The organism is Streptomyces sp. NPDC030840, from assembly GCF_055572015.1.
The window spans coordinates 278,813-302,444 of record NZ_JBVIEE010000004.1 but is presented as its reverse complement, the minus strand read 5'-3'; the positions used below and the strand labels follow the sequence as shown (position 1 = coordinate 302,444).

Genomic DNA, 23,632 nt, shown 5'->3' with positions numbered 1-23,632 from the left:
GGCTCCGTTTCGTCATGGATCTCGCCGTGGCCGACCGGCTTTCCGCCGGGCGGCCACTCGGCTGAGCAAACGCTCAGTCGGTTCCCGATTGTTCCAGACGGACCACGACCGACTTGCTGGCCGGGGTGTTGCTGGTGTCCGCGGTGGCGTCCAGCGGCACGAGGACGTTGGTCTCCGGGTAGTACGCGGCCGCGCAACCCCGGGCCGTCGGGTAGTGCACGACGCGGAAACCGGGCGCCCGGCGCTCCACGCCGTCCTTCCACTCGCCGACCAGGTCGACGTAACTGCCGTCGGCGACCTTCAGCGCGGCGGCGTCCTCCGGGTTGACCAGCACGACCCGGCGGCCGTTCCTGATGCCCCGGTAGCGGTCGTCCAGGCCGTAGATCGTGGTGTTGTACTGGTCGTGCGAGCGCAGCGTCTGGAGCAGGAGGCGGCCCTCGGGGAGCTCCGGGTACTCCACCGGCGCCGCGGTGAAGTTCGCCTTGCCGGTGGCGGTGGGGAAGCGGCGCTCGTCGCGGGGGGCGTGGGGGAGCGCGAAGCCCTCGGGACGGGCCACGCGCGCGTTGAAGTCGTCGAAACCGGGCACCACGCGCGCGATGCGGTCACGGATCGTCGCGTAGTCCTTCTCGAACTCCTCCCACGGGGTGCGGCTGTCCTCGCCCAGCACACGGCGGGCAAGGCGGCACACGATGGCCGGCTCGGACAGCAGGTGGGCGCTCGCGGGCTCCAGACGGCCCCGTGAGGCGTGCACCATCCCCATGGAGTCCTCCACGGTCACGAACTGCTCGCCGCCGTCCTGGAGGTCCCGCTCGGTACGGCCCAGGGTGGGCAGGATCAGCGCACGCGCGCCCGTGACGGCGTGCGAGCGGTTCAGCTTCGTCGACACGTGCACCGTGAGGCGGGCGCGCCGCATGGCCGCCTCGGTCACCTCGGTGTCGGGCGACGCCGACACGAAGTTGCCGCCCATCGCGAAGAAGACCTTCGCCTTGTCGTCGCGCATGGCGCGGATGGCCCGCACGACGTCGTAGCCGTGCTCCCGGGGCGGCGCGAAGCCGAACTCCCTCTCCAGGGCGTCCAGGAAGGCCGGGGCGGGCCGCTCGAAGATGCCCATCGTGCGGTCGCCCTGCACGTTCGAGTGACCCCGCACCGGGCACACGCCCGCGCCCGGGCGGCCGATGTTGCCCCGCAGCAGCAGGAAGTTGACCACCTCGCGGATCGTCGGCACGGAGTGCTTGTGCTGGGTCAGGCCCATGGCCCAGCAGACGATGGTGCGCCGTGAGGCGAGGACCATGCGCAGGGCCTCGTCGATCCGCGCGCGCGTGAGACCGGTCGCCGTGAGCGTCTCGTCCCAGTCCGCCGCCCGCGCGGCGCGCACGAACTCCTCGTACCCGTGCGTGTGTTCGCGGACGAACTCCTCGTCGACCGCGCCATCGGTCTCCAGGATCAGCTTGTTGAGGAGGCGGAACAGGGCCTGGTCGCCGCCGATGCGGATCTGCAGGAACAGGTCCGTGAGCGCGGCGCCCTTCAGCATGCCCTGCGGGGTCTGCGGATTCTTGAAGCGCTCCATACCCGCCTCGGGCAGCGGATTGACCGTGATGATCCTCGCGCCGTTGGCCTTCGCCTTCTCCAGGGCGGAGAGCATGCGCGGGTGGTTGGTGCCCGGGTTCTGCCCGGCCACGATGATCAGGTCCGCCTTGTAGAGGTCGTCCAGCAGGACACTGCCCTTGCCGACGCCGAGGGTCTCCGAGAGCGCCGACCCCGACGACTCGTGGCACATGTTCGAGCAGTCGGGCAGGTTGTTCGTCCCGAACTCGCGCGCGAACAGCTGGTAGAGGAACGCGGCCTCGTTGCTCGTGCGCCCCGAGGTGTAGAAGAGCGCCTCGTCGGGGCTCTGGAGGGCCTTCAGCTCCTCCGCGACGATGTCGAAGGCCCGGTCCCAGGACACCGGCTCGTAGTGCTCGCCCCCTTCGGGGAGGTACATGGGGTGCGTGAGCCTGCCCTGCTGGCCCAGCCAGTAGCCGCTGCGGGTGGCGAGGTCGGCCACCGTGTGGGCGGCGAAGAACTCCGGGGTCACCCGGCGCAGGGTGGCCTCCTCGGCGACCGCCTTCGCGCCGTTCTCACAGAACTCCGCCGTGTGCCGGTGCTCCGGCTCCGGCCAGGCGCATCCGGGACAGTCGAAGCCGTCCTTCTGGTTGACGCGGAGCAGCGTGAGGGCGGTGCGCTTCAGTCCCATCTGCCGCTGGGAGATCCGCAGCGAGTGTCCGACGGCCGGCAGCCCCGCGGCCGCGTGCTTCGGCCCGGCGACCTGCGGCGCGTCCTGAACCGGATCACCCTTCGGCGGCTTGGATGCCATCGCACGCTCTCCTTCGACTGCGAGGTGAAGCTCCCTTTTCGACCACGAGGTGAAGCTCGACCACCTGGTGAGGTCCGACCACGAGGTGAAGTACGTGTCCGATCCTCGCACGTGCCACTGACAGCGGTCGCCGCCGGGCGCACGGCGGGCGCGGCCCTCGCGGGCCCGACGGCCGGCCCGCCCCGCGACTCTCCGTACCGCTGCGACTGCCCACCGTGCCTGCCGTCCCGGCCCGTCGCGACGGTGGGGCAGCGTGCCCGCCCGGGACGGCCGGGGCCGACTGTCAGTGGCTCGTGGCAGGATCGGGGGCGTGGCAGAGACAGCATCGAAGAAGACCGAGAAAACCCCTGGCGGCGGCCGTCCCCGGCTCATGCTCATGGACGGGCACTCGCTGGCGTACCGCGCGTTCTTCGCGCTGCCCGCGGAGAACTTCACGACCGCGACGGGCCAGCCGACGAACGCGATCTACGGTTTCGCGTCGATGCTGGCCAACACGCTGCGCGACGAGGCGCCCACGCACTTCGCCGTGGCGTTCGACGTCTCCCGCAAGACCTGGCGCTCCGAGGAGTTCACGGAGTACAAGGCGAACCGCTCCAAGACCCCTGACGAGTTCAAGGGCCAGGTCGAGCTGATCGGGGAGCTCCTCGACGCGATGCGCGCCCAGCGCTTCGCGGTCGACGGCTTCGAGGCGGACGACGTCATCGCCACCCTCGCCACACAGGCCGAGGCCGAGGGGTTCGAGGTCCTCATCGTCACTGGTGACCGCGACTCCTTCCAGCTGGTCAGCGAGCACACGACCGTGCTGTATCCGACGAAGGGCGTCTCCGAGCTCACCCGGTTCACCCCGGAGAAGGTCTTCGAGAAGTACGGGCTGACGCCGGCGCAGTACCCCGACTTCGCGGCGCTGCGCGGTGACCCGTCGGACAACCTGCCGGGCATTCCCGGCGTCGGCGAGAAGACCGCCGCGAAGTGGATCAACCAGTTCGGTTCGTTCGCGGAGCTGGTCGAGCGCGTCGAGGAGGTCAAGGGCAAGGCCGGGCAGAACCTCCGCGACCACCTGGAGGCCGTCAAGCTCAACCGCCGCCTCACGGAGATGGTGCGCACGGTCGAACTGCCCAGGACGGTCGGTGACCTGGAGCGCGCGCCGTACGACCGCAAGGCCGTCGCGATGGTCCTGGACACCCTGGAGATCCGTAACCCGTCACTGCGCGAGCGGCTGCTGGCCGTCGACCCGGGCGCCGAGGAGGCGGACTCCACCCCGGTCGCCGACGGCGGCGTCGAGCTGGACGGCACCGTGCTCGGCGCGGGCGAGCTCGCTCCCTGGCTCGCCGAGCACGGCAAGGCGGTCCTCGGTGTGGCCACGGTCGACGCGTGGACGCTCGGCGCGGGCGCGGTGGCCGAGGTCGCGCTGGCCGCGGCAGGGGGAGCGGCCGCCTGGTTCGACCCGGCCCAGCTGGACGAGCCCGACGAGAACGCCTGGGCGGCCTGGCTGGCGGACGCGTCCAAGCCCAAGGTCTTCCACAACGCCAAGGGCGCCATGCGGGTCTTCGCCGAGCACGGCTGGACCGTCGAGGGCGTCACGATGGACACCGCCCTCGCCGCCTACCTCGTCAAGCCGGGCCGCCGCTCCTTCGATCTGGACGCGCTCTCCCTCGAGTACCTCCACCGGGAGCTGGCCCCCGCCGGTGAGGCCGACGGGCAACTGGCCTTCGGCGCGGACGACGGGGCGGAGGCCGAGGCGCTGATGATGCAGGCCCGCACGATCCTCGACCTGGGCGAGGCGTTCGGGACGCGGCTGCAGGAGGTCGGCGCGGCAGACCTCCTGCGGGACGTCGAACTCCCCACCTCCGCCCTGCTCGCCCGCATGGAGCGGCACGGCATCGCGGCGGACAGGGCGCACCTGGAGGCCATGGAGCAGATGTTCGCGGGCGCCGTGCAGCAGGCCGTGAAGGAGGCGCACGCGGCAGCCGGGCACGAGTTCAACCTGGGCTCGCCCAAGCAGCTCCAGGAGGTCCTCTTCGGCGAGCTGGCCCTGCCCAAGACCAAGCGCACGAAGACCGGTTACACCACGGACGCGGACGCCCTGGCCTGGCTGGCCACCCAGACGGACAACGAACTGCCGGTCATCATGCTCCGCCACCGCGAGCAGGCCAAGCTGCGCGTCACCGTCGAGGGCCTGATCAAGACCATCGCAACCGACGGCCGCATCCACACGACGTTCAACCAGACGGTCGCCGCCACGGGCCGCCTGTCGTCCGTGGACCCGAACCTGCAGAACATCCCCGTCCGCACGGACGAGGGCAGGGCCATCCGCCGGGGTTTCGTGGTCGGCGAGGGCTTCGAGTCCCTGATGACGGCGGACTACAGCCAGATCGAGCTCCGCGTGATGGCCCACCTCTCGGAGGACGAGGGCCTGATCGAGGCGTTCACGTCGGGCGAGGACCTGCACACCACGGCTGCCTCGCAGGTGTTCGGCGTCGAGCAGTCCGCGGTGGACGCGGAGATGCGCCGCAAGATCAAGGCGATGTCGTACGGCCTGGCGTACGGGCTGTCGGCGTTCGGCCTGTCACAGCAGCTGAACATCGAGGCGGCCGAGGCCCGCGCCCTGATGGACGCCTACTTCGAGCGTTTCGGTGGCGTACGGGACTACCTGCGCAGGGCGGTCGACGAGGCCCGGGCGACCGGCTACACGGCGACGCTCTTCGGGCGCCGCCGCTACCTGCCCGACCTCAACAGCGACAACCGCCAGCGCCGCGAGGCCGCCGAGCGCATGGCCCTGAACGCCCCGATCCAGGGCACGGCCGCCGACATCGTCAAGATCGCCATGCTGAACGTCGACCGGGCGCTGCGCGAGGCGGGCCTCACCTCCCGCATGCTCCTGCAGGTCCACGACGAAATCGTCCTGGAGATCGCTCCCGGCGAGCGCGACCGGGCCGAGGAACTCGTCCGCCGTGAGATGGCGAGCGCCGTCCAGTTGAGGGCTCCCCTGGACGTCTCCGTCGGCTCGGGCCCGGACTGGGAGTCCGCGGCCCACTGACGCCTCCGGCGGGGAGCGGACGGCATCCTCCGGTACCGCGACGAGGGCCCGCACCCGCGAGTGCCGGGCCCTCGTCGCGGTACCGCGTCACCCGGTCGGAGTCGCGGAGACCCCTGCGATACGTCACCCACCTGGCCCCCAAGAGGGCGCCCTGGGCGTGCGCCCGGCGTAAGGATGCGGGCATGGGTATACGCACGCTTCGCCGCCGTACCGCAACGACCGCCGGCGTCCTCGTCTCGGCGTTGCTCGGACGGGCACCCGTCTACGCGCTCGACGCCAGCACACCCCGTGTCCCCGAAGACGTCGCCCTCTTCCGTTCCCAGCGCGACCTCGCCCGCGCGGCGGAACAGGCCTCCGCCGCGCTCTCACGAACAGCCACACGGCCCTGACACGACGGGGGCGTCAAGAACAGCACGCGATCAGCGGGACACGCGCTCCGCAACGGCATCGCCCGGGGGCGCCGGTACCGGCCGCCACACCCTGACCCCGACCCCGTACAGCGTCAGCCCGAGGACGAGGCCCGCTCCGGCACCGAAGCACAGTGTGGGAATCACCTCGTACGGCTTCGCCGTGGCGCCCCAGAACTCCCACCACCGGGTCACCCGCTGCACCGCGGCCGCCAGCGCGCATCCTCCGATCACGACGCCGGCCACCCAGCGGTCCGTCGCGGACAGCGCGGGCACGCCCTCCGGCTTGCCGGACGGCTGCCGGCGCAGGGCGAGCACCACGAAGACCGCGATCACGACGGCGGCCACGGCCGAACCGCCGTACTGCAGGTACCAGTAGAGCGGTGAGCCCGCGATCTCCCGCCCCAGGACGGGCAGCAGCCGCATCCCCCACCGGTCGAGGTGCGTGAACGCGTCCCAGACGACATGCGTCAGCGCACCAAGCGCTGCCGAGACGTACCACCACACCATCTCGGACGGGCGTGGACGTCCGCGCGGCCGCTCATGTCGCGCCCCGCCCCGCACCAGCGCCGCCACCCGGCCCTGCCGCCGCCGGGGCAGCAGGGCGACCAGCGGTTCGCGCAGGAACAGCCACATCCCCACCAGTGCCCAGGTGACGAGGACGTCGAAAGTGAGAACCCCGGTGAAGGAGTGGGTGAAGTCCCCGAACTCCATCGCTCCGGGCAGCACACCTGCCGCGTAGTAGGTCATGTCGGGCGCGAACGAACCGGCGACGAGCAACGAGGGCACCAGCCGCCCGCGGCCGGTCCCGTCGAGACGCACGGCGGGCAGGACGGCGGCCGCGTGGCTGAGCGTGAAGGGCAAGTCGTCCCCCCCCGGGGCGGATGTTGTCCGGGCGCACCGCCCGGTGATCACTGTCCGGCCAGTATGCGCGACACGGTGCCGCCCGCCCCAAGGACGCCGAATCCAGGCGGAACGGATATGGCCAACCGGTGAATACCGGGCATGAACGGGTGTTGGCGCGATGGAAGTTGTCGTAGGGTCACCTGGGTCACGGCGCGGGGAAGCGCGATCAAAACGCCGATGACGGGGCAACCGAAGAGGGACGTCGACAGTCCTGACAGACGGCACCACAGGGAACGCGAAAACCATCGTCCGCGGGGAGGGGTTCACTCGATGTCGGCGCAATTCGGCAAGAGGCTGCGCAAGGGAGCGGCGACCACAACAGTCGCCGCGATCGCGGTCGCGGCACTGGCCGCCTCCCAGGCTCCGGGAGTGACCACCGACAGCGCCGGCAGACAGACGACGGGCTCGCCCTCCCCCGACGCCACGCCCGGCGCCGACGACACGGCGACCGGCAACTCGCGCTACTACACCGACCTCCCGCCCCTGGACAGCCCCACGGCCACCCCGGGCGCGGGCGGTGACACGTCGGGTACTACGGGCGGCACGGAGCGCGGCATCCCCGCGACCGTCCTCGACGCCTACAAGAAGGCCGAGGAATCCCTGCGCGCGTCCAAGCCGGGCTGCAACCTGCCCTGGCAGCTCCTCGCCGCCATCGGCAAGGTCGAGTCGGGCCAGGCACGCGGCGGCCGTGTCGACGCCGCGGGTACGACGTTCTCGAAGATCCTCGGCCCGGTCCTCAACGGCGGCCAGTTCGCGACCATCAGGGACACCGACAACGGCGCGTACGACGGCGACAGCGCGTACGACCGCGCGGTGGGCCCCATGCAGTTCATCCCGTCCACCTGGGCCTGGGCGGGCCGCGACGGCAACGACGACGGCCGCAAGGACCCCAACAACATCTACGACGCCGCCCTCGCGGCCGGCAACTACCTGTGCCGGTTCAACTGGGACCTGTCGGACCAGGCCGACCTCAGGCGCGCGATCCTCAGCTACAACAACTCGACGCACTACCTGAACACGGTGCTGACGTGGCTGGAGTACTACCGCAAGGGCGCCCACGAGGTTCCGGACGGCACGGGCTCGCTGCCCCGCACTCCGAGCGACGACGGCAACTCGGGGTCGAGCACCAGCCCGAGCCCGAAGCCGAGGGACACCCAGAAGCCGACCCCCCCGAAGGAGAAGCCCAACACGCCCGAGAACCCGGGTACGGGCGGCGGCGGCTCCGGCAGTCCGAGCCCCACCCCGCCGAGCACGCCGCCCACGCCCACCGACACCGTGGACCACCTGGAGAACGCGGGCACCGGGACGCTCACGGCGATGGCGGGCGACGCGTTCGCCGAGAAGGTCGCCGTCCGCACCGAGACCGAGGCCGGCAAGGCCGTGGCGAAGGTCCGCGTCCGCTTCGCCGTCGTCGGCGACACCGACGCCACGTTCACCGGCGGCGAGACGGTCGCCACGGTCCTCACCAACAGCGTCGGCACGGCCACCGCGCCCGCCCTGCAGGCGGGCGAGAAGACCGGCGACTTCACGGTCCGCGCCACGGTCGTTGGCCGCTCGGTACCCGGCCTGGACTACAAGGCGACCGTCACCGCCCGCCAGGCCGACGCCCTGGCCCGCACCACCGACACCGAGCTGACCTGTGTCCCGGGCGGCGAGTTCGCCGAGCAGGTCCAGGTGAAGGCCACGTACAAGGGCGAGGTCGCCGACGGCGTCGCGGCCACCGCCACGCTCGTCAAGTCGGCGGACGACCCGACCGAGAACGACAAGGGCCCGTACTTCAAGGACGCGGACGGCAGGACCGTCCGCACCCTCACCGGCCTCGCCACCGACAAGGACGGCCTGCTCAAGCTGCCGAAGCTGTACGCGGACGACACGACGGGCACGTTCCAGCTCCGCATCACCACCACCGGCGGAGCGGTGCTGACGGTCGAGCTGAAGGTTGCCCCGGCCGAGTCGGCGTCGCCCAGCCCCAGCCCCAGCGCGTAGCCCCCGTCACGACAGCTCACCGCGGCGACGGCGCTCCTCCACCCGGAGGGGCGCCGTCGTTGTGTGTGCGACGTGTTCTCATCTCATCCGCCCGTTGCTACGGTGCCGGAACTGACGGAGTATCAGTTCTGTCCGCCGGGAGGCCCGCATGCGTGCTGTCGTCGCCGCCGCGACCGGTCTCGCCCTCGCGCTCGCCCTGGTGTTCACGATCACGGCGATGGGCTCACCGACCGGCGAGACGTCACCGAAGCCGCTGCTGACGACAGTGCCCGCACACCCGTAGCTCCCCGGGAGGGAGGCCGAGATGCGCCGCAAGGCCGGCCTGGTCCTGCTCGCCCTCGCCGTGTTCTTCGCGGCCCTGTCCCCACTGCTGCGCTGGTACGCCTTCCCGCGCCTGGCCAAGATTCCCGCGAACCAGTACCAGGACATGGTCCTGGAGGCGAAGGACGCGACCCTCCTCGACTACGGCACCATGCGCGCGAAGAAGGTCCCGAAGGTCACCATCGTGCAGACCCTCAAGGGCAACGTGGAGGCCGCCGAGAAGATCGAGGAGACGGCAGGCCGGGACGTCGTCGTCTGGGACGGGCTGTCCTATGTCCAGGGCCCCGACGGCAAGATGGTCTCCAAGGTCCCCGAGCGCTACATCTTCGACGCCCACACCCAGGAACCGGTGCACGCACAGGGCGAGATGGTCGACGGCGACCCCGTGAAGCGCGAGGGCCTGGAGTTCAAGTGGCCGTTCCTCACGGAGAAGCGGGACTACGAGTACTTCGACGCCCAGGCCCGCGTCACCGCGCCCATCCACTACAAGGGCACGCGGGACTTCCGCGGCGTCGAGGTCTACTACTTCGAGCAGACGATCCCCTGGACCAAGGTCCCCTTCCCCAAGACCATGCCCGTCCAGGGCATCACCCCGGAGTCGGTCGCCAAGACGGGCACCACCCGCTGGTACACCACCGTCCGCAAGTTCTGGGTCGAGCCCCTCACCGGCGCCCCCGTGTACGGCGAGGAGATCCACAAGGAGGAACTCCGCGGCGGCACGCTCCTCGGGGGCCGCGAGAAGGTGACGGCCTTCGCCGGGCACGTGAAGATGCGCGAGGACTACATCAGGTCGACCGTGGACCTGGTCAAGGGCAACCGCACACTGGTGCTCCTGATGACCTCGTACCTGCCGTGGGGCTTCCTGGCCCTCGGTGTCCTGCTGCTGTCGCTCGCCCTCTGGCTGGAGGCACGCGGACGCAGGCCGGGCGAACCGGAGCCGGTGGAGTCGTCGGACCCCGAGCCGGTCAGCGCCTGAGCCGGGCGTTCGTGTGCCGGGTCGGCTCGGCGGTCGCCGGGTCCTCCGGCCAGGGATGCTTCGGGTACCGGCCGCGCAGCTCCGCCCGCACGGCCCGGTAACCGTCCCTCCAGAAGGACGCGAGATCGGCGGTGACGGCGGCGGGCCGCCCCGCGGGGGAGAGGAGATGCACCAGCACGGGCACCCCCGCCAGCACAGGCGACTCGTGGAGCCCGAACATCTCCTGCAACTTCACCGCCAGCACGGGCCGTTCGGGGTCGCCGTAGTCGACCCGGATCCTGGACCCGCTCGGCACCTCGATCCGCTCGGGCGCGAGCTCGTCGAGCCGCGCGGCCTCCCCGGTGGCCCACGGCAGCAACCGGCCCAGCGCCTGACCGGCGTCGATCCGCGCCAGATCGCCCCTGCGCCGGGCACGGCTCAGCTCCGGCTCCAGCCACTCGTCCACGCGCGCGTGGAGGGCGTCGTCGGAGACCTCGGGCCACGGATCGCCGAGGTGCAGCCGCAGAAACGCGAGCCGTTGCCGCAACAGCCCGGCGTCCGGCGACCACCGCAACAGCCCGAACCCCTCCTCCCGCAGCCCGTCCAGCAGCGCCTGACGCACGAGCCCGGGGTCGGCGTCCCTGAGAGGGCGCACCGCCAGCTCCACGGCCCCGAGCCGCTCGACCCGCCGTGCGACGACGTCCCCGTCGGCCCAGTGGACCTCCTCGGCCACGGCGTGCAGCGGCGCCGCCGCACGCCGGGCCACGTCCTCGTCGATCGCGGCGGCGAGCCGCACGCGCGCGTGCCCCGCGCCGACGGGCCGGTCCGCGACGGCGACAGCGAGCCACGGAACATCCCGCAGGGACGAGCCGTCCCCCACGTCCGCCCGGGTCCCGGACACCATGACGTACGACCCGCCCCGCGCCCTGGCAACCCGCTCGGGAAAGGCCAACGCGGCCACGAGCCCCACGGCGGCGTCGTCCGTGGGCGCGGAGGAACCGGACGCGGGCCCGGCGGTCACGTCGGCCGCCCTCCCGGTCACGTCCGCCGCCGACGCCTTCAGCCGCCGCGTCTCGGCCCGCCAGCGCCCCGCGTACGGGTCACCGCCGCGCCGGGCCGTCCGCAGAGCCGAGGCCAGGTCGTCGCCGTACTCGCGCGGCGCCTCCTCGCTGAGCAGGGCGACGACCTCGGCCGCCCGGTCCGCGCCGACCTCGGGCGCCGCGTCCAGCAGCGCCCGCGCCAGCCGCGGATGCAGCCCGAGCCGTGACATCCGCACACCACGCTCCGTGACCCGCCCGGCCGGATCCACGGCCCCGATCGCCGACAGGACGTCCCGCGCCGCCGCCATCGCCCCGCCCGGCGGCGGGTCGAGCAGCGCCAGGCCGGATGCGTCCGGATCGCCCCAGCAGGCCGCCTGGAGGGCGAACGCCGTGAGGTCGGCCAGTTTGATCTCGGGGGCCGGGAACCGCGGCAGACGCGCGTTCTCGGCCTCCGCCCAGCAGCGGTACGCGGCGCCAGGAGCCTCGCGCCCGGCACGTCCCGCCCGCTGGCGCCCGGCCGCCTGCGAGGCCCGTACGGTCGTCAGCGCGCTGAGCCCGCGCGCGTGGTCCACCCGTGGCTCCCGTGCCAGCCCGGCGTCCACCACGACCCGCACGCCCGGAACCGTCAGCGACGACTCGGCGACAGCCGTGGCCAGCACCACCCGGCGGCACGCCCCGGGGGACAGCACCGCGTCCTGCACGGCCGCGGGCGCCCGCCCGTGCACCTGGAGCACCTCGACGCCGTCCAGGCCGCCCAACTGCCCGGCCACCCGTGCGATCTCCCCGACCCCGGGCAGGAAGCACAGGACGTCGCCCTCCCGCTCCGCCAGCGCCCGGCGCACCACCGACGCCACGTGCGTCAGGAGCGCCGGGTCCACCCGCATGCCGTGCGGTGGCCGAACAGGGAACGCGGGCGGCGCCCAAACCACCTCCACCGGGTGCGAGACGCCCTCCGCCTCGACCACCGGCGCGTCGCCCAGCAGGCGGGCCCACCCTTCCGCGTCGGTCGTGGCGGACGCGGCCACCAGACGCAGCTCGGGGCGGAGCGCGGCCCGTACGTCCAGCAGGAAGGCCGCCACCGTGTCCGCGTCCAGATGCCGCTCGTGGCACTCGTCGAGCACCACGACATCGACGCCCGCCAGTTCCTGGTCCCGTTGCAACCGCTGCAGCAGCAGGCCCGTCGTGACGACCTCCACGCGCGCGTGCCGCCCCACCACCCGCTCGCCGCGCACGCTGTACCCGATGCTCTCGCCGGTCTTCTCCCCGAGCAGCCACGCCATCCGCCTGGCCGCGGCCCGGGCGGCGATCCGGCGCGGCTCGGCGACGACCACGCGCCGCGCGGGCCCGTCACCGACCAGCCCGGCCAGCACCAGGGGAACGAGCGTGGTCTTCCCGGTGCCGGGCGGCGCCACCAGAACGGCGGTGCCGTGCCCCCGCAGAGCGTCGTCCAGCGCGGGCAGGGCACTGCGGACGGGCAGCGCGTCCAGGGCGTCGTAACGGATCACGCCCCCAGTGTCGTACGGCTGTCCGCGCGTCAGTCCCGCTCGCACACGAAGACGGCCGTCCCCGGGATCAGGTTCCCGCGCAGCGGGGACCAGCCGCCCCACTCGGAGGTGTTCCAGGCGGGCCACTCCGGCTCGGCCAGGTCGACCAGGCGGAAACCGGACGCCACGATGTCCCGCACCCGGTCGCCGAGGGTGCGGTGGTGCTCGACGTACACCGCACGGCCCTCCTCGTCCTGCTCGACGTACGGAGTGCGGTCGAAGTACGACGCGGAGACGCTCAGCCCCTCAGCTCCCGGCTCGTCCGGGAAGGCCCAGCGGATCGGATGGGTGACCGAGAAGACGAAACGGCCGCCCGGGCGCAGCACCCGCCGGACCTCCTTCAGCACCAGCCTCGGGTCGGCGACGAAGGGCAGCGCGCCGTACGCCGAGCACGCCAGGTCGAAGGACGCGTCCGCGAAGGGCAGGGCGCCCGCGTCGGCCTGCACCAGGGGGAAGGAGCCGCCGATGCGCAGCGCGTGCTGGAGCTGGCGGTGGGACAGGTCCAGGGCCACCGGACGGGCGCCCTGCGCGGCGAGCCAGCGCGAGCACTGGGCCGCGCCGGCGCCGATCTCCAGAACGTCCCTGCCCTTCAGGTCCTCCGGCGGTCCCAGGAACTCGGCCTCCATCTCGTCGAGGCCCTCCGGACCCCACACGAAGCGGTCGTCCCCGAGGAACGTGCCGTGCTCCACCTGGTAGTCGTCCGCGTTCCTGTCCCACCAGCCCCGGTTGGCACGGGCACTCTCCGCGACTCCCGCCGCTCGCCGGGTCGCTTCGGCGTCGAACGCATCGGGCTCTTGGATGATCGGCTCCCTCGTCGTACTCTTCGGTACCTACCGGTACCGGTGGTGTCACAGAAGGGGCATACCGGGCCTGCGTGGCTCGGAACGCCGTCCGGTGCACGGCGTGCGGTTGCCGCCGCGTGTGTTCTTGTGCCGGGATTGGGGCGATCCGCCCCGGGTGTGCGTCTTCGTACGTTGACCCTGCCCGGCTGCCCCCGTATGCTACAAGTTGCGCTGCGGGCCTGCGCGCCTCAGACGGAGCAGGCTGCGCTCGCATCTGTTGTATGTCCCCTCGGTTGTCGAGGCGCCAGCGGTTTTCCGGTGTGGCGCTTCCTAGGCTGTCCGGCTTCTGCAGAGCGAAACGGGCTCCCGGCGTAAGCAGTGCCTACGACTTCAATGTCCGTACCGGAGCCCTTTCCCACATGACGAGCAGCACCGAGACCACCGCCACCACGCCGCAGGTAGCGGTCAACGACATCGGTAACGAGGAAGCCTTCCTCGCAGCGATCGACGAGACGATCAAGTACTTCAACGACGGCGACATCGTCGACGGCGTCATCGTGAAGGTCGACCGGGACGAGGTCCTGCTCGACATCGGTTACAAGACCGAAGGTGTCATCCCGAGCCGCGAGCTCTCGATCAAGCACGACGTCGACCCGAACGAGGTCGTCGCCGTCGGTGACGAGATCGAGGCCCTCGTCCTCCAGAAGGAGGACAAGGAAGGCCGCCTGATCCTCTCGAAGAAGCGCGCCCAGTACGAGCGTGCCTGGGGCACCATCGAGAAGATCAAGGAAGAGGACGGCATCGTCACCGGTACCGTCATCGAGGTCGTCAAGGGTGGTCTCATCCTCGACATCGGCCTCCGTGGCTTCCTCCCGGCCTCCCTGGTCGAGATGCGCCGCGTCCGCGACCTCCAGCCGTACGTCGGCAAGGAGCTCGAGGCCAAGATCATCGAGCTGGACAAGAACCGCAACAACGTGGTCCTGTCCCGCCGTGCCTGGCTGGAGCAGACCCAGTCCGAGGTCCGCCAGACGTTCCTCACGACCCTGCAGAAGGGTCAGGTCCGCTCCGGCGTGGTCTCCTCGATCGTCAACTTCGGTGCCTTCGTGGACCTGGGTGGCGTCGACGGTCTGGTCCACGTCTCCGAGCTGTCCTGGAAGCACATCGACCACCCCTCCGAGGTCGTCGAGGTCGGCCAGGAGGTCACGGTCGAGGTCCTCGACGTCGACATGGACCGCGAGCGCGTCTCCCTGTCGCTGAAGGCGACCCAGGAAGACCCGTGGCAGCAGTTCGCCCGCACGCACCAGATCGGGCAGGTCGTGCCCGGCAAGGTCACGAAGCTGGTTCCGTTCGGTGCGTTCGTCCGCGTGGACGAGGGCATCGAGGGTCTGGTCCACATCTCCGAGCTGGCCGAGCGCCACGTGGAGATCCCGGAGCAGGTCGTCCAGGTCAACGACGAGATCTTCGTCAAGGTCATCGACATCGACCTGGAGCGTCGCCGGATCTCGCTGTCCCTCAAGCAGGCCAACGAGTCCTTCGGTGCCGACCCGGCCGCGGTCGAGTTCGACCCGACCCTGTACGGCATGGCCGCGTCCTACGACGACCAGGGCAACTACATCTACCCCGAGGGCTTCGACCCCGAGACCAACGACTGGCTCGAGGGCTACGAGAAGCAGCGCGAGGAGTGGGAGCGCCAGTACGCCGAGGCGCAGGCCCGCTTCGAGCAGCACCAGCAGCAGGTCATCAAGTCCCGCGAGGCGGACGAGAAGGCCGCTGCCGAGGGTGGCGAGGCCGCTGCTCCGGCCGCGTCCGGTGGTTCGTACTCCTCGGAGGGTCCGGACAACTCCGGTGCCCTCGCGTCGGACGAGGCCCTTGCCGCGCTCCGCGAGAAGCTCGCCGGCGGCCAGAGCTGAACGCTCACCGCTAGGCAGTAACCGCTGACCCAGGGCCCGCACCAGTGAGGTGCGGGCCCTGGGTCTGTTGTGGGGGCTTGTTACGCGGGTGTGTTGTGCAGGCCTGGTGTGCGGGTCTGTTGTGCGGGCCGGCGGCGGCCCGCCTGCGGACCGTCCCGCTGCGCCGAGCGTCACTCGTACGGTTGAAAAGCCTCTGCGATGAGGCCGTGGAGGGCTGTTGGCGGGAATGCCCGCGCCCAGCGCGACGTTGTCCAGTACGAACACGAGGAGGAGCGGTCACAGTGCTTGATCCGCAGGGTTTGTACGCATGGGAGCCGAAGGGCCTGGCAGTCGTCGACGTGGCGCTCGCCCAGGAGTCGGCCGGCCTTGTCATGCTCTACCACTTCGACGGATACATCGACGCGGGCGAAACCGGCGACCAGATCGTCGACCGGCTCCTCGGCTCGCTGCCCCACCAGGTCGTCGCCCGCTTCGACCACGACCGGCTCGTGGACTACCGCGCCCGGCGCCCGCTGCTGACGTTCCAGCGCGACCGCTGGACCGGCTACGAGGAGCCCACACTGGACGTGCGGCTCGTGCAGGACGCCACCGGGGCGCCCTTCCTGCTGCTGTCCGGTCCCGAGCCCGACGTCGAGTGGGAGCGCTTCGCCGCGGCCGTCCAGCAGATCGTGGAGCGGCTGGGCGTCCGTCTGTCGGTGAACTTCCACGGCATCCCCATGGGCGTCCCGCACACCCGCCCTGTGGGCCTCACCCCGCACGGCAACCGCGCCGAGCTGGTCCCGGGCCACCGCAGCCCCTTCGAGGAGGCACAGGTGCCGGGCAGCGCCGAGTCCCTCGTCGAGTACCGCCTCATGGAGGCCGGCCACGACGTCCTCGGCGTCGCCGCGCACGTCCCGCACTACATCGCCCGCTCCCCGTACCCGGACGCCGCGCTGACCGCCCTGGAGGCCATCACCGGGGCGACCGGCCTGGTGCTGCCCGGCGTCGCGCACGCCCTGCGCACGGAGGCCTACCGCACCCAGACCGAGATCGACCGGCAGATCCGTGAGGGGGACGAGGAGCTCGTCTCCCTGGTCCAGGGCCTCGAGCACCAGTACGACGCCGCCGCGGGTGCCGAGACACGCGGCAACATGCTGGCGGAGCCCGCCGACATCCCGTCCGCCGACGAGATCGGACGCGAGTTCGAGAAGTTCCTGGCGGAGCGGGAGGGCGAGGGCTGACCCCGGCCCGAAGGGACACCCGGACGGGACCCGGGCGGGCGCCATGCCGGCGCGGGGTCGCAGGGCCTAAGCTTCCGGTCATGCTGAAGGTGGGGTTGACCGGGGGTATCGGCGCCGGCAAGAGCGAGGTGTCACGGCTGCTCGTCGAGCGCGGTGCGGTGCTGATCGACGCGGACCGCATCGCGCGCGAGGTCGTCGCGCCCGGAACGCCCGGCCTGGCGGCGGTCGTCGACGCGTTCGGCGAGGACGTGCTCGCTCCGGACGGCAGCCTGGACCGTCCCCGGCTCGGCTCCATCGTCTTCGCGGACGCGGAGAAGCTCGCCGTGCTGAACGCGATCGTGCACCCCCTGGTGGGTGCACGCTCCCGCGAACTCGAAGAGGCCGCCCCCGAGGACGCGGTCGTGATCCACGACGTCCCCCTCCTCACCGAGAACGGACTCGCCCCGCTGTACGACCTGGTGGTCGTGGTCGACGCGAGCCCTGAGACCCAGCTCGACCGGCTGGTGCGCCTGCGCGGCATGACCGAGCAGGACGCCCGCGCGCGGATGGCCGCCCAGGCGACCCGCGAGAAGCGCCTGGAGATCGCGGACATCGTGATCGACAACGACGTGCCCCTGGAGGAACTCCGGCGGCGCGTGGGGGACGTATGGGCCGAGCTCGCCCGCAGGGCGCGGGAGCCGCGGCCCCAGGAATAGCGCCCCTCCAGGGGCGCGTTGAACGGTGGCAGCAAGGGAAGGGATCAGCCGTGCCCGAGAACAGCGGTTCCAGCGGACGTACTCCGGAGACGCACGTCATCGACTACCGCGCCGCCGAGCAACTGCTCGCGGCCGGCGACCCGCGGGGCGCGGTGAAGCTGCTCGACGAGGTCATCGCCCTGCACCCGGAGAACACGGCGGCAAGGCTGCTGCGCGCACGTGCCTTCTTCGCCGCCGCGCAACTGCGGCCTGCCGAACTGGAGTTCACGATCGTCCTGGAGCGCGAGCCGGACAACGCGTTCGCGCACTTCGCGCTCGCCCGCACCTACCAGCGCCAGAGCCGGCCCCACCCCGCCAAGCGCCACTTCCGTCTCGCGGCGGCACTCGATCCGAACCCCGAGTACCTGGAAGCGGCACGCTTCGAGGCGTGAGGCCCGTCTGCAGCCGGTCGCCCCGTAGCGGCTTGACCGATGCCGATGCCGATGCAGATGCCGATGTCTGCCAATGCCGCCGCCGACGCGGGACTAGCGCTGGTCGTGGTCCGGAGGCCGGTACGGCGGGACGTCACGGCCGGGCTGGTAGTGGGGGCCCTGGCGGATGTGCCGCAGCACGATCAACAGGTCGATCGTGACGATCAGCCAGAGCACTCCGCAGGCGACGGCCCAGCCGGTCCGTCCGGCGAGCGCGAAGGCGATGGTCCCCGCGACCGCCCAGACCAGCCCCCACACACTGAGCCAGAGACGCAACCGCAGGGCACTGCGCGCTGTCCTCGGTTCACTGCCCGTACGCATCAGGATCACTGCTCCTCTTCGGAAACGTACTCTTCGTCCGGCACGTTCTCCAGGAGACGGTGAAACGAGCGGACAGGGAGGCGATGGCGCTGCTGGACGCGCTGAGGGCGGACGAGAAGCTGGCCGGCTGGCTGAAGGAACTGGAGGAACAGGACGCCGACGATGTCCCGCGCGTGGACGTGCGGCTTCCTTCGGCCGACGACCTCCCTGATGTCCTGCTGGATCTGGCGGTGCCGTACGAGGACGTCAACGAGATCGTGGCACTGCGCGTCACGCTGCTCGCGGACGCGGAGGCGACCGGTCTTCTCGAACGGTGCGTCGGCGCGCTGCGACGGGACATGGGGGAGCCCGGCAAGGGGCCGCACTTCCCGTCCTTCCCGCCGGAAGCGGGTCCGCTCGTCCGCTACTTCTACGTGTACGTCCTCGTCGCCGCCCTGCCGTACGTGCGCGCGTACCACCGTGAACGCGGCGTCCCGGACGACGTCTCCCGGCGCACACTGGCCGATCTCGGCCGCGCCATGGTCCTGCACCGCAGGCGGCACGGCACGGGTGGGGTGCTCGTGCCGGGCTGGCTGGCGCTGCACTTCCACGGGGAGCTGTACCAACTGGGCCGACTCCAGTTCCAGCGCTCGCGGGCCGAGCAGCGGGACACGGAGGGGTTCGCGGGCGTGGGCGTGGAACTGCCGGTGGGGGAGCCGTATCTGAGCCTGCACATCCCCGACTACCGGGGGCCGCTGTCACCGGGGGCGTGCGACCGGTCGGTCGCGCTGGCACGGGAGTTCTTCGCACGGCACTACCCGGACGAGCGCTACGCGTCCGCCCTCTGCCACTCCTGGCTGCTGGATCCGCAGCTGAGGCACCGGCTGCCCGAGGGCTCCAACATCGTGCGGTTCCAGGAGCGGTTCGAGGCCGTGTACGTGGACACCGAACCGGAGGACGGCCTGCCCGTCCGCTTCGTCTTCGGCGACCCGGACCTGCCGGTGGACACGCTGCCGCGCCGCACGGGTATCGAACGGGCGGTGGTGGACCACCTGCGGTCCGGTGGGCACTGGTACCCGGGGCACGGCTGGTTCGCGCTCTGACGCGCGTCGAACGGATTCACTCCATCGGGTGACCGTTCGGGGGAACGGCCATGCGGAGACGGTCCGTTGGACGGACATGAGCATTCAGATGCGTGAGGGATACGAGGGGACCGGACCTGGGGCGATCACTCCGGACGGTTGTGCGGTCGAGCTGTATTCGAGGCTGTCGTTACGGGGAGAGCCGGACGTGATCGCCGGCGTGGCACCCGCGGGGGCGAGCATTCTCGAACTGGGCAGCGGGGTGGGGCGGATGACCCATCCACTGCTGGAACGGGGATTCACCGTCACGGCCGTGGACGAGTCGCGGGACATGCTGGAGAGGGTGCGCGGGGCCCGCACGATATGCGGCCCGATCGAGAAACTCGACCTGGGCGAGACGTTCGACGTGGTCCTGCTCGCGTCGTTCCTCGTGCACAACGGGGACGACGAGGTGCGGCGGAGCATACTCAGAACCTGTCGTCGGCATGTCGCAGACGACGGTTTCGTGCTGATCCAGCGTGAGGGGGAGGACTACCACCAGAACGTGCCCCGCGAGCACGTCGACCCCAGCGGCTACACCGTGCGCATCGTGTCGTCCGAGCCCGTGGGCGGTGGGGTGAACTCGGTGCACGTGGAGTACGACTTCCCGGACGCGGCCTGGACCCACACGTTCCGCACGCGACCACTGACCAGGGACCAGTTCGAGGAGGCGCTGGGGGAAGCCGGGCTGAGGGTGGACCGGTGTGTGACGGAGGACGGGATCTGGGTGAAGGCGGTGCCGGCGGGGTAGCCGAAACCCCGCTGGAGGGCGATGAGCCGGCCCGGCTGGTTCGGCACCGGGGGTGACGGAGGGAGCGAGCGGCGGGTGCGGCTCCCTCGGCGTCTTCCGTCCCGGATCAGTTGGGGTCGGCGGGGCCCGCTGGCCGACCGGGTCCGCCCGGTCCGCCCAGACCACGGAGGCGTTCGATCTCGCGGCGGTCGCGCTTGGTGGGGCGGCCCGCGCCACGGTCGCGGACGCCGACGGGGGCCACGGCCTCGCGGGGCGGGGGCGGCGGGCTGTTGTCGACGTAGCACTCGACCGCGACCGGGGCGCCCACTCGCTTGCGGATGAGGCGTTTGACGACGACGATCCGCTCGCGGCCCGCGTGACGCAGCCGTACCTCGTCACCGACGCGGACCGAGTAGGCGGGCTTGACGCGTTCGCCGTTCACCCGGACGTGCCCTCCACGGCAGGCCGCGGCACCCATCGAGCGCGTCTTGACGAGGCGGACGGACCAGATCCAGCTGTCGATCCGCACGCTCTCGCCACTGGCGGGGCCGGCGGCCTCGGCGGCGGACGAGGCATCGGCCGAGCCGCGCGCGTCCCGCGTGTCGTGTCCGCCGGACGCGCCCTCCGCGTCCGACCTGCGGCCGGTGCCGTCAGCGGCCCTGCCCGCACTGCCCGCCTCGCCCGCGGCGCCCGTGTTCTCGTCCGCACCCTCAGAAGCCATGTGTCCGACCTTAACGCCGGCGAGCAGGTCACCCGGCCGGATTTCCGCCCGTACGCCGCTGTCACCCGGTTCACCGATCACCAGCCGTACCGTGGAGGCATGGACAGCAGTCTGGCCGAGCTCGACGCACGGATCATCGGGTGCAGGGCGTGCCCGCGGCTGGTCGACTGGCGGGAGGAGGTGGCCCGTACGAAGCGGGCCGCCTTCGCCGAGTGGACCTACTGGGGGCGTCCCGTGCCCGGGTTCGGGCCGGGCGACGCGTCCCTGCTGATCGTGGGGCTCGCGCCCGCGGCGCACGGAGGGAACCGGACGGGACGGATGTTCACCGGAGACCGGTCGGGGGACGTGCTGTACGCGGCGCTGCACGAGGTGGGACTGGCCTCGCGCGGGACCGCGGTGAGCGCCGACGACGGCCTGGAGCTGTACGGGGTGCGGATCACCTCGCCGGTGCACTGCGCCCCGCCCGCCAACCGGCCGACACCCGGGGAGCGGGACACCTGCCGCCCGTGGCTGATCAGTGAGCTCGAGCTGCTGCGGCCCACGCTGCGGGCCGTCGTGGTGCTCGGGGCCTTCGGCTGGCAGGCCGTGCTGCCGGCGCTCACCGGCGCCGGATGGGACGTGCCCCGGCCGCGACCCGCCTTCGCGCACGGGGCACGGTTCACGCTGGAGGGGCGGCCGCGGTCACTCGATCTCTTCGGCTGCTTCCACGTCAGCCAGCGCAACACCTTCACGGGCCGGCTCACGCCCGCGATGCTGCGGGACGTCCTGCGCACGGCGGCCCGGACCGCGGGGCTGCCCACCTCGCCGGACGAGCCGTAGTGGCGGCGCCGCACGCCTGTGGGGGCGGTGCCGGGCAGCGAGATATCGCGCTGCTGAACGTGGTCGGTGCCGTCTAGGGTCGTGCGAATGAGCCTGTATCCGGAGACCGAACCGTACGACCAAGGCATGCTCGACGTGGGCGACGGCAACCACGTGTACTGGGAAGTCAGCGGCAATCCGCGGGGCAAGCCCGCGGTGGTGCTGCACGGCGGGCCCGGATCCGGGAGCAACCCCCGCTTCCGAGGCTACTTCGACCCGGCCGTGTACCGCATCGTCCTGCTCGACCAGCGCGGCTGCGGGCGGTCCACGCCGCACGCGAGCGCGTACGACACCGACATGAGTGTCAACACGACGGCGCATGTCATCGCCGACCTGGAGCGGCTGCGCCGGCACCTCGGGATCGAGCGGTGGCTGGTGTGGGGCGTGTCCTGGGGGTCGGTGCTCGGCCTGCGCTACGCGCAGACGCACCCGGGTGCCGTGTCCGAGCTGGTGCTGACCGCTGTCGGGACCGGGGCCAATCGTGAGGTGGCCCTGCTGACCAGGGGGCTCGGGCAGTTCTTCCCGGAGGCCTTCGAGCGGTTCCTCGCGGAGCTGCCCGAGGACGAGCGCGAGGGGAACCTCGCGGCGGCGTACAACCGGCTGATCGAGTCGCCCGACCCCGAGGTGCGGGCGCGGGCGGCGCGCGCCTGGACCGACTGGGAGACCGCCATGGCTCCCGCCCCGCCGCGTTCGATCCCCCGCTACGAGGACCCGGTTTTCCGCATGGGCTTCGCCCGCATGGTCACGCACTACTGGGGCAACGACCACTTCCTCGGCGAGGGCAACGACGAGGGCGTGGTCCTGCGGGACGCCCCGCTCCTCAAGGACATCCCCGGCACCCTCGTCCAGGGCAGCCTCGACCCCGGCAACCTCCTCGGCACCGTATGGCTCCTCCACCAGGCCTGGCCCGGCAGCGAGTTGGTCCTCGTCGACGAGGTCGGCCACAACGCGGGCGCGCCGGGCATGGTGGACGCGCTGGTGGCGGCCACGGACAGGTACGGGGCCCGGAACACCTGTCCCTAGCGGCGGACGCGTGCCCGTTCGCCCGCCGACTGCACGAACTGCAACGCCAGGGTGGGCGGGGGAGGGGCCACACCCGGCCCGCCCGCCTCGGCCCACTCCACCAACTCGTCGGTGCAGTCGTCACCCATCGACCAGCCGACCCACACGGGCCGGCCCCCACGCCTGCGCCCCTCGCTCGACGGCTGGACGACCACGATGTTCGCCTGATCGCACGGGCCTAGGCAGTCCGTGGTACGCATCGTGAAGCGCCCGTCGGAGGCCGCGGCCGCCGTGCGCAGCCGGTCCAGCTGGCCCTCGTGGTCGTGGCCGGGGTACTTGCGCGGATCACCGCAGCAACAGCCGCGGCACACGATCAGCGTGCAGGGGCGGGTCCGGGCGGCGCCGATCACCGTGCGGGTGGTCACTTCTGTCCTTCCGGGCCGGGCTCCGCGCGTGGGCCGCGCATCGGTGCGTCGGCTTCGGGCCCCGCCTCTCCGTCGGCTTCGCGCCCCGCCTCACCGTCGGCGAGCTTCGTCGCCGGACCGTCGTCGTCGAGCTCCGTACCGAAGAGATGCCGCACCGTCGACCGGTAGTTCGTCCGCACGTGGGCCAGCGCGTGTGCCCGGGCCCGCGCCGGGTCGCCGGAGGCGATGGCTTCGTACAACTCACGGTGCTCGACGAGTAGTTGGGGCCACTCCTCGTTCCGGCGGGTCATCCAGCGAAGGCGGCCCGCGACGGGTTCGAGGGAGGAGGTCAACAGGTTGTTGCCCGCCATCGCCACGATGCGGTCGTGGAGGCGGCTGTTGATGTCGGTGATCGCCTCCGCGTCCTCCGCGTTCGTCGCCGCGGACGCCTGGGCGAGGAGGTCCCGGACCTCGGCCAGGTCCTCGGGCGTAGCGCGCGCCGCGGCGAGCCCGGCGGCGTAGACCTCCAGCGCCTCGCGCAGTTCGAAGAGCTCCCTGACGTCGTTCGCGGTGAGGCGGCGTACGACCGTGCGGCGCGGCGTCTCGAAGTGGACGAACCCCTCGCCGACCAGCGCGCGGATCGCCTCGCGGACGGGGACGCGGGAGACTCCGAAGCGGTCGGCCAGCTCCCGTTCGACGAGTCGGTCACCGGGGCGGAGTCGGCCCGCGATGATCTCCTGCCGCAGGTTCGCCAGGACGCGTTCCCGTACCGCGCCCAGGGGTTCGATCTTCGCCATGGGCCCCATCTTCGTCGACTCCGGGGGTGATTTACGAAGCGTTAACAACAGCGACATCGGTCGGAACGGTTGA

Annotated in this window: 21 protein-coding genes; 13 read left to right on the top strand and 8 right to left on the bottom strand. The window is 71.7% G+C overall.

Translation table 11 applies throughout. The annotated features are described in order from the left end of the window. Nucleotides 1–73 precede the first annotated feature (73 nt). Nucleotides 74–2,353 (bottom strand): FdhF/YdeP family oxidoreductase, encoded by a 2,280-nt coding sequence (locus ACZ49J_RS11720; protein ID WP_467451344.1) that lies wholly within the window; start codon nucleotides 2,351–2,353, stop codon nucleotides 74–76. 310 nt (nucleotides 2,354–2,663) lie between these two features. On the opposite strand from ACZ49J_RS11720, the gene polA reads away from it, so the two are divergent. Next, the gene (gene polA / locus ACZ49J_RS11715; RefSeq protein WP_467451343.1) at nucleotides 2,664–5,390 is read left to right on the top strand and encodes a DNA polymerase I; all 2,727 of its coding nucleotides are present in this window, start codon (nucleotides 2,664–2,666) and stop codon (nucleotides 5,388–5,390) included. A gap of 182 nt (nucleotides 5,391–5,572) precedes the next feature. Beyond that, nucleotides 5,573–5,779, top strand: a complete 207-nt coding sequence (locus tag ACZ49J_RS11710) for a hypothetical protein (protein ID WP_467451328.1) — start codon at nucleotides 5,573–5,575, stop codon at nucleotides 5,777–5,779. Nucleotides 5,780–5,809: 30 nt separating this feature from the next. Here ACZ49J_RS11710 and ACZ49J_RS11705 read toward each other — a convergent pair whose 3' ends face one another. Further along, a complete protein-coding gene (locus ACZ49J_RS11705; protein WP_467451327.1) occupies nucleotides 5,810–6,661 on the bottom strand; it encodes a DUF4184 family protein in 852 nt (283 codons plus the stop codon). 312 nt (nucleotides 6,662–6,973) lie between these two features. On the opposite strand from ACZ49J_RS11705, the gene ACZ49J_RS11700 reads away from it, so the two are divergent. From ACZ49J_RS11700 to pgfA, 3 genes are all read left to right on the top strand, one after another. After that, nucleotides 6,974–8,689, top strand: coding sequence for a lytic transglycosylase domain-containing protein (locus ACZ49J_RS11700; protein WP_467451326.1), 1,716 nt, complete (start codon nucleotides 6,974–6,976; stop codon nucleotides 8,687–8,689). A gap of 148 nt (nucleotides 8,690–8,837) precedes the next feature. Further along, nucleotides 8,838–8,972, top strand: coding sequence for an SPW_0924 family protein (locus tag ACZ49J_RS11695; protein WP_467451325.1), 135 nt, complete (start codon nucleotides 8,838–8,840; stop codon nucleotides 8,970–8,972). Between the two features lie 21 nt (nucleotides 8,973–8,993). Then, complete coding sequence (pgfA, locus tag ACZ49J_RS11690) at nucleotides 8,994–9,986, top strand: cell envelope lipid trafficking protein PgfA (protein WP_467451324.1); 993 nt, start codon at nucleotides 8,994–8,996, stop codon at nucleotides 9,984–9,986. On the opposite strand, the gene hrpB is transcribed toward pgfA, so the two are convergent. Both hrpB and ACZ49J_RS11680 read right to left on the bottom strand, forming a co-directional pair. Beyond that, nucleotides 9,976–12,510, bottom strand: coding sequence for an ATP-dependent helicase HrpB (gene hrpB, locus ACZ49J_RS11685; protein ID WP_467451323.1), 2,535 nt, complete (start codon nucleotides 12,508–12,510; stop codon nucleotides 9,976–9,978). The genes pgfA and hrpB overlap by 11 nt on opposite strands. A 29-nt stretch (nucleotides 12,511–12,539) precedes the next feature. Next, the gene (locus tag ACZ49J_RS11680; RefSeq protein WP_467451342.1) at nucleotides 12,540–13,352 is read right to left on the bottom strand and encodes a class I SAM-dependent methyltransferase; all 813 of its coding nucleotides are present in this window, start codon (nucleotides 13,350–13,352) and stop codon (nucleotides 12,540–12,542) included. Nucleotides 13,353–13,750: 398 nt separating this feature from the next. Here ACZ49J_RS11680 and rpsA point away from each other — a divergent pair, with 398 nt between their 5' ends. The 4 genes from rpsA (at nucleotide 13,751) to ACZ49J_RS11660 (ending at nucleotide 17,587) form a co-directional block, all read left to right on the top strand. Then, entirely contained in the window at nucleotides 13,751–15,241 is a 1,491-nt protein-coding gene (rpsA, locus tag ACZ49J_RS11675; protein WP_467451322.1) for a 30S ribosomal protein S1, read from the top strand. Nucleotides 15,242–15,522: 281 nt separating this feature from the next. Beyond that, nucleotides 15,523–16,461, top strand: a complete 939-nt coding sequence (locus ACZ49J_RS11670) for a PAC2 family protein (protein WP_467451321.1) — start codon at nucleotides 15,523–15,525, stop codon at nucleotides 16,459–16,461. An 80-nt stretch (nucleotides 16,462–16,541) separates the two neighbouring features. Beyond that, the gene (coaE, locus tag ACZ49J_RS11665) at nucleotides 16,542–17,156 is read left to right on the top strand and encodes a dephospho-CoA kinase (protein ID WP_467451320.1); all 615 of its coding nucleotides are present in this window, start codon (nucleotides 16,542–16,544) and stop codon (nucleotides 17,154–17,156) included. Between the two features lie 50 nt (nucleotides 17,157–17,206). Continuing rightward, on the top strand, nucleotides 17,207–17,587 hold the full coding sequence (locus ACZ49J_RS11660; RefSeq protein ID WP_467451319.1) for a tetratricopeptide repeat protein: 381 nt from the start codon (nucleotides 17,207–17,209) through the stop codon (nucleotides 17,585–17,587). A 93-nt stretch (nucleotides 17,588–17,680) separates the two neighbouring features. Here ACZ49J_RS11660 and ACZ49J_RS11655 read toward each other — a convergent pair whose 3' ends face one another. Beyond that, the gene (locus ACZ49J_RS11655; protein ID WP_467451318.1) at nucleotides 17,681–17,947 is read right to left on the bottom strand and encodes a DUF6343 family protein; all 267 of its coding nucleotides are present in this window, start codon (nucleotides 17,945–17,947) and stop codon (nucleotides 17,681–17,683) included. 83 nt (nucleotides 17,948–18,030) lie between these two features. On the opposite strand from ACZ49J_RS11655, the gene ACZ49J_RS11650 reads away from it, so the two are divergent. Continuing rightward, nucleotides 18,031–19,029: an acyltransferase domain-containing protein gene (locus tag ACZ49J_RS11650; protein ID WP_467451341.1), complete on the top strand. Its 999-nt coding sequence runs from the start codon at nucleotides 18,031–18,033 to the stop codon at nucleotides 19,027–19,029. Nucleotides 19,030–19,105: 76 nt separating this feature from the next. Then, complete coding sequence (locus tag ACZ49J_RS11645) at nucleotides 19,106–19,798, top strand: class I SAM-dependent methyltransferase (protein ID WP_467451317.1); 693 nt, start codon at nucleotides 19,106–19,108, stop codon at nucleotides 19,796–19,798. Between the two features lie 106 nt (nucleotides 19,799–19,904). Here ACZ49J_RS11645 and ACZ49J_RS11640 read toward each other — a convergent pair whose 3' ends face one another. Further along, nucleotides 19,905–20,498, bottom strand: coding sequence for an RNA-binding S4 domain-containing protein (locus ACZ49J_RS11640; RefSeq protein WP_467451316.1), 594 nt, complete (start codon nucleotides 20,496–20,498; stop codon nucleotides 19,905–19,907). Between the two features lie 99 nt (nucleotides 20,499–20,597). On the opposite strand from ACZ49J_RS11640, the gene ACZ49J_RS11635 reads away from it, so the two are divergent. Together ACZ49J_RS11635 and pip are read left to right on the top strand one after the other, a co-directional pair. Further along, nucleotides 20,598–21,317, top strand: coding sequence for a uracil-DNA glycosylase (locus ACZ49J_RS11635; RefSeq protein WP_467451315.1), 720 nt, complete (start codon nucleotides 20,598–20,600; stop codon nucleotides 21,315–21,317). 87 nt (nucleotides 21,318–21,404) lie between these two features. Continuing rightward, nucleotides 21,405–22,379, top strand: a complete 975-nt coding sequence (gene pip / locus ACZ49J_RS11630) for a prolyl aminopeptidase (protein ID WP_467451314.1) — start codon at nucleotides 21,405–21,407, stop codon at nucleotides 22,377–22,379. On the opposite strand, the gene ACZ49J_RS11625 is transcribed toward pip, so the two are convergent. Together ACZ49J_RS11625 and ACZ49J_RS11620 are read right to left on the bottom strand one after the other, a co-directional pair. Further along, the gene (locus ACZ49J_RS11625) at nucleotides 22,376–22,783 is read right to left on the bottom strand and encodes a (2Fe-2S) ferredoxin domain-containing protein (RefSeq protein WP_467451313.1); all 408 of its coding nucleotides are present in this window, start codon (nucleotides 22,781–22,783) and stop codon (nucleotides 22,376–22,378) included. The two genes, pip and ACZ49J_RS11625, sit on opposite strands and share 4 nt — an antisense overlap. Continuing rightward, nucleotides 22,780–23,568 carry a GntR family transcriptional regulator gene (locus tag ACZ49J_RS11620; protein WP_467451312.1) on the bottom strand — a complete coding sequence of 263 codons (789 nt, stop codon included), beginning with the start codon at nucleotides 23,566–23,568 and terminating at the stop codon, nucleotides 22,780–22,782. Before ACZ49J_RS11620 ends, ACZ49J_RS11625 begins: the two co-directional genes overlap by 4 nt. Between the last annotated feature and the right edge of the window lie 64 nt (nucleotides 23,569–23,632).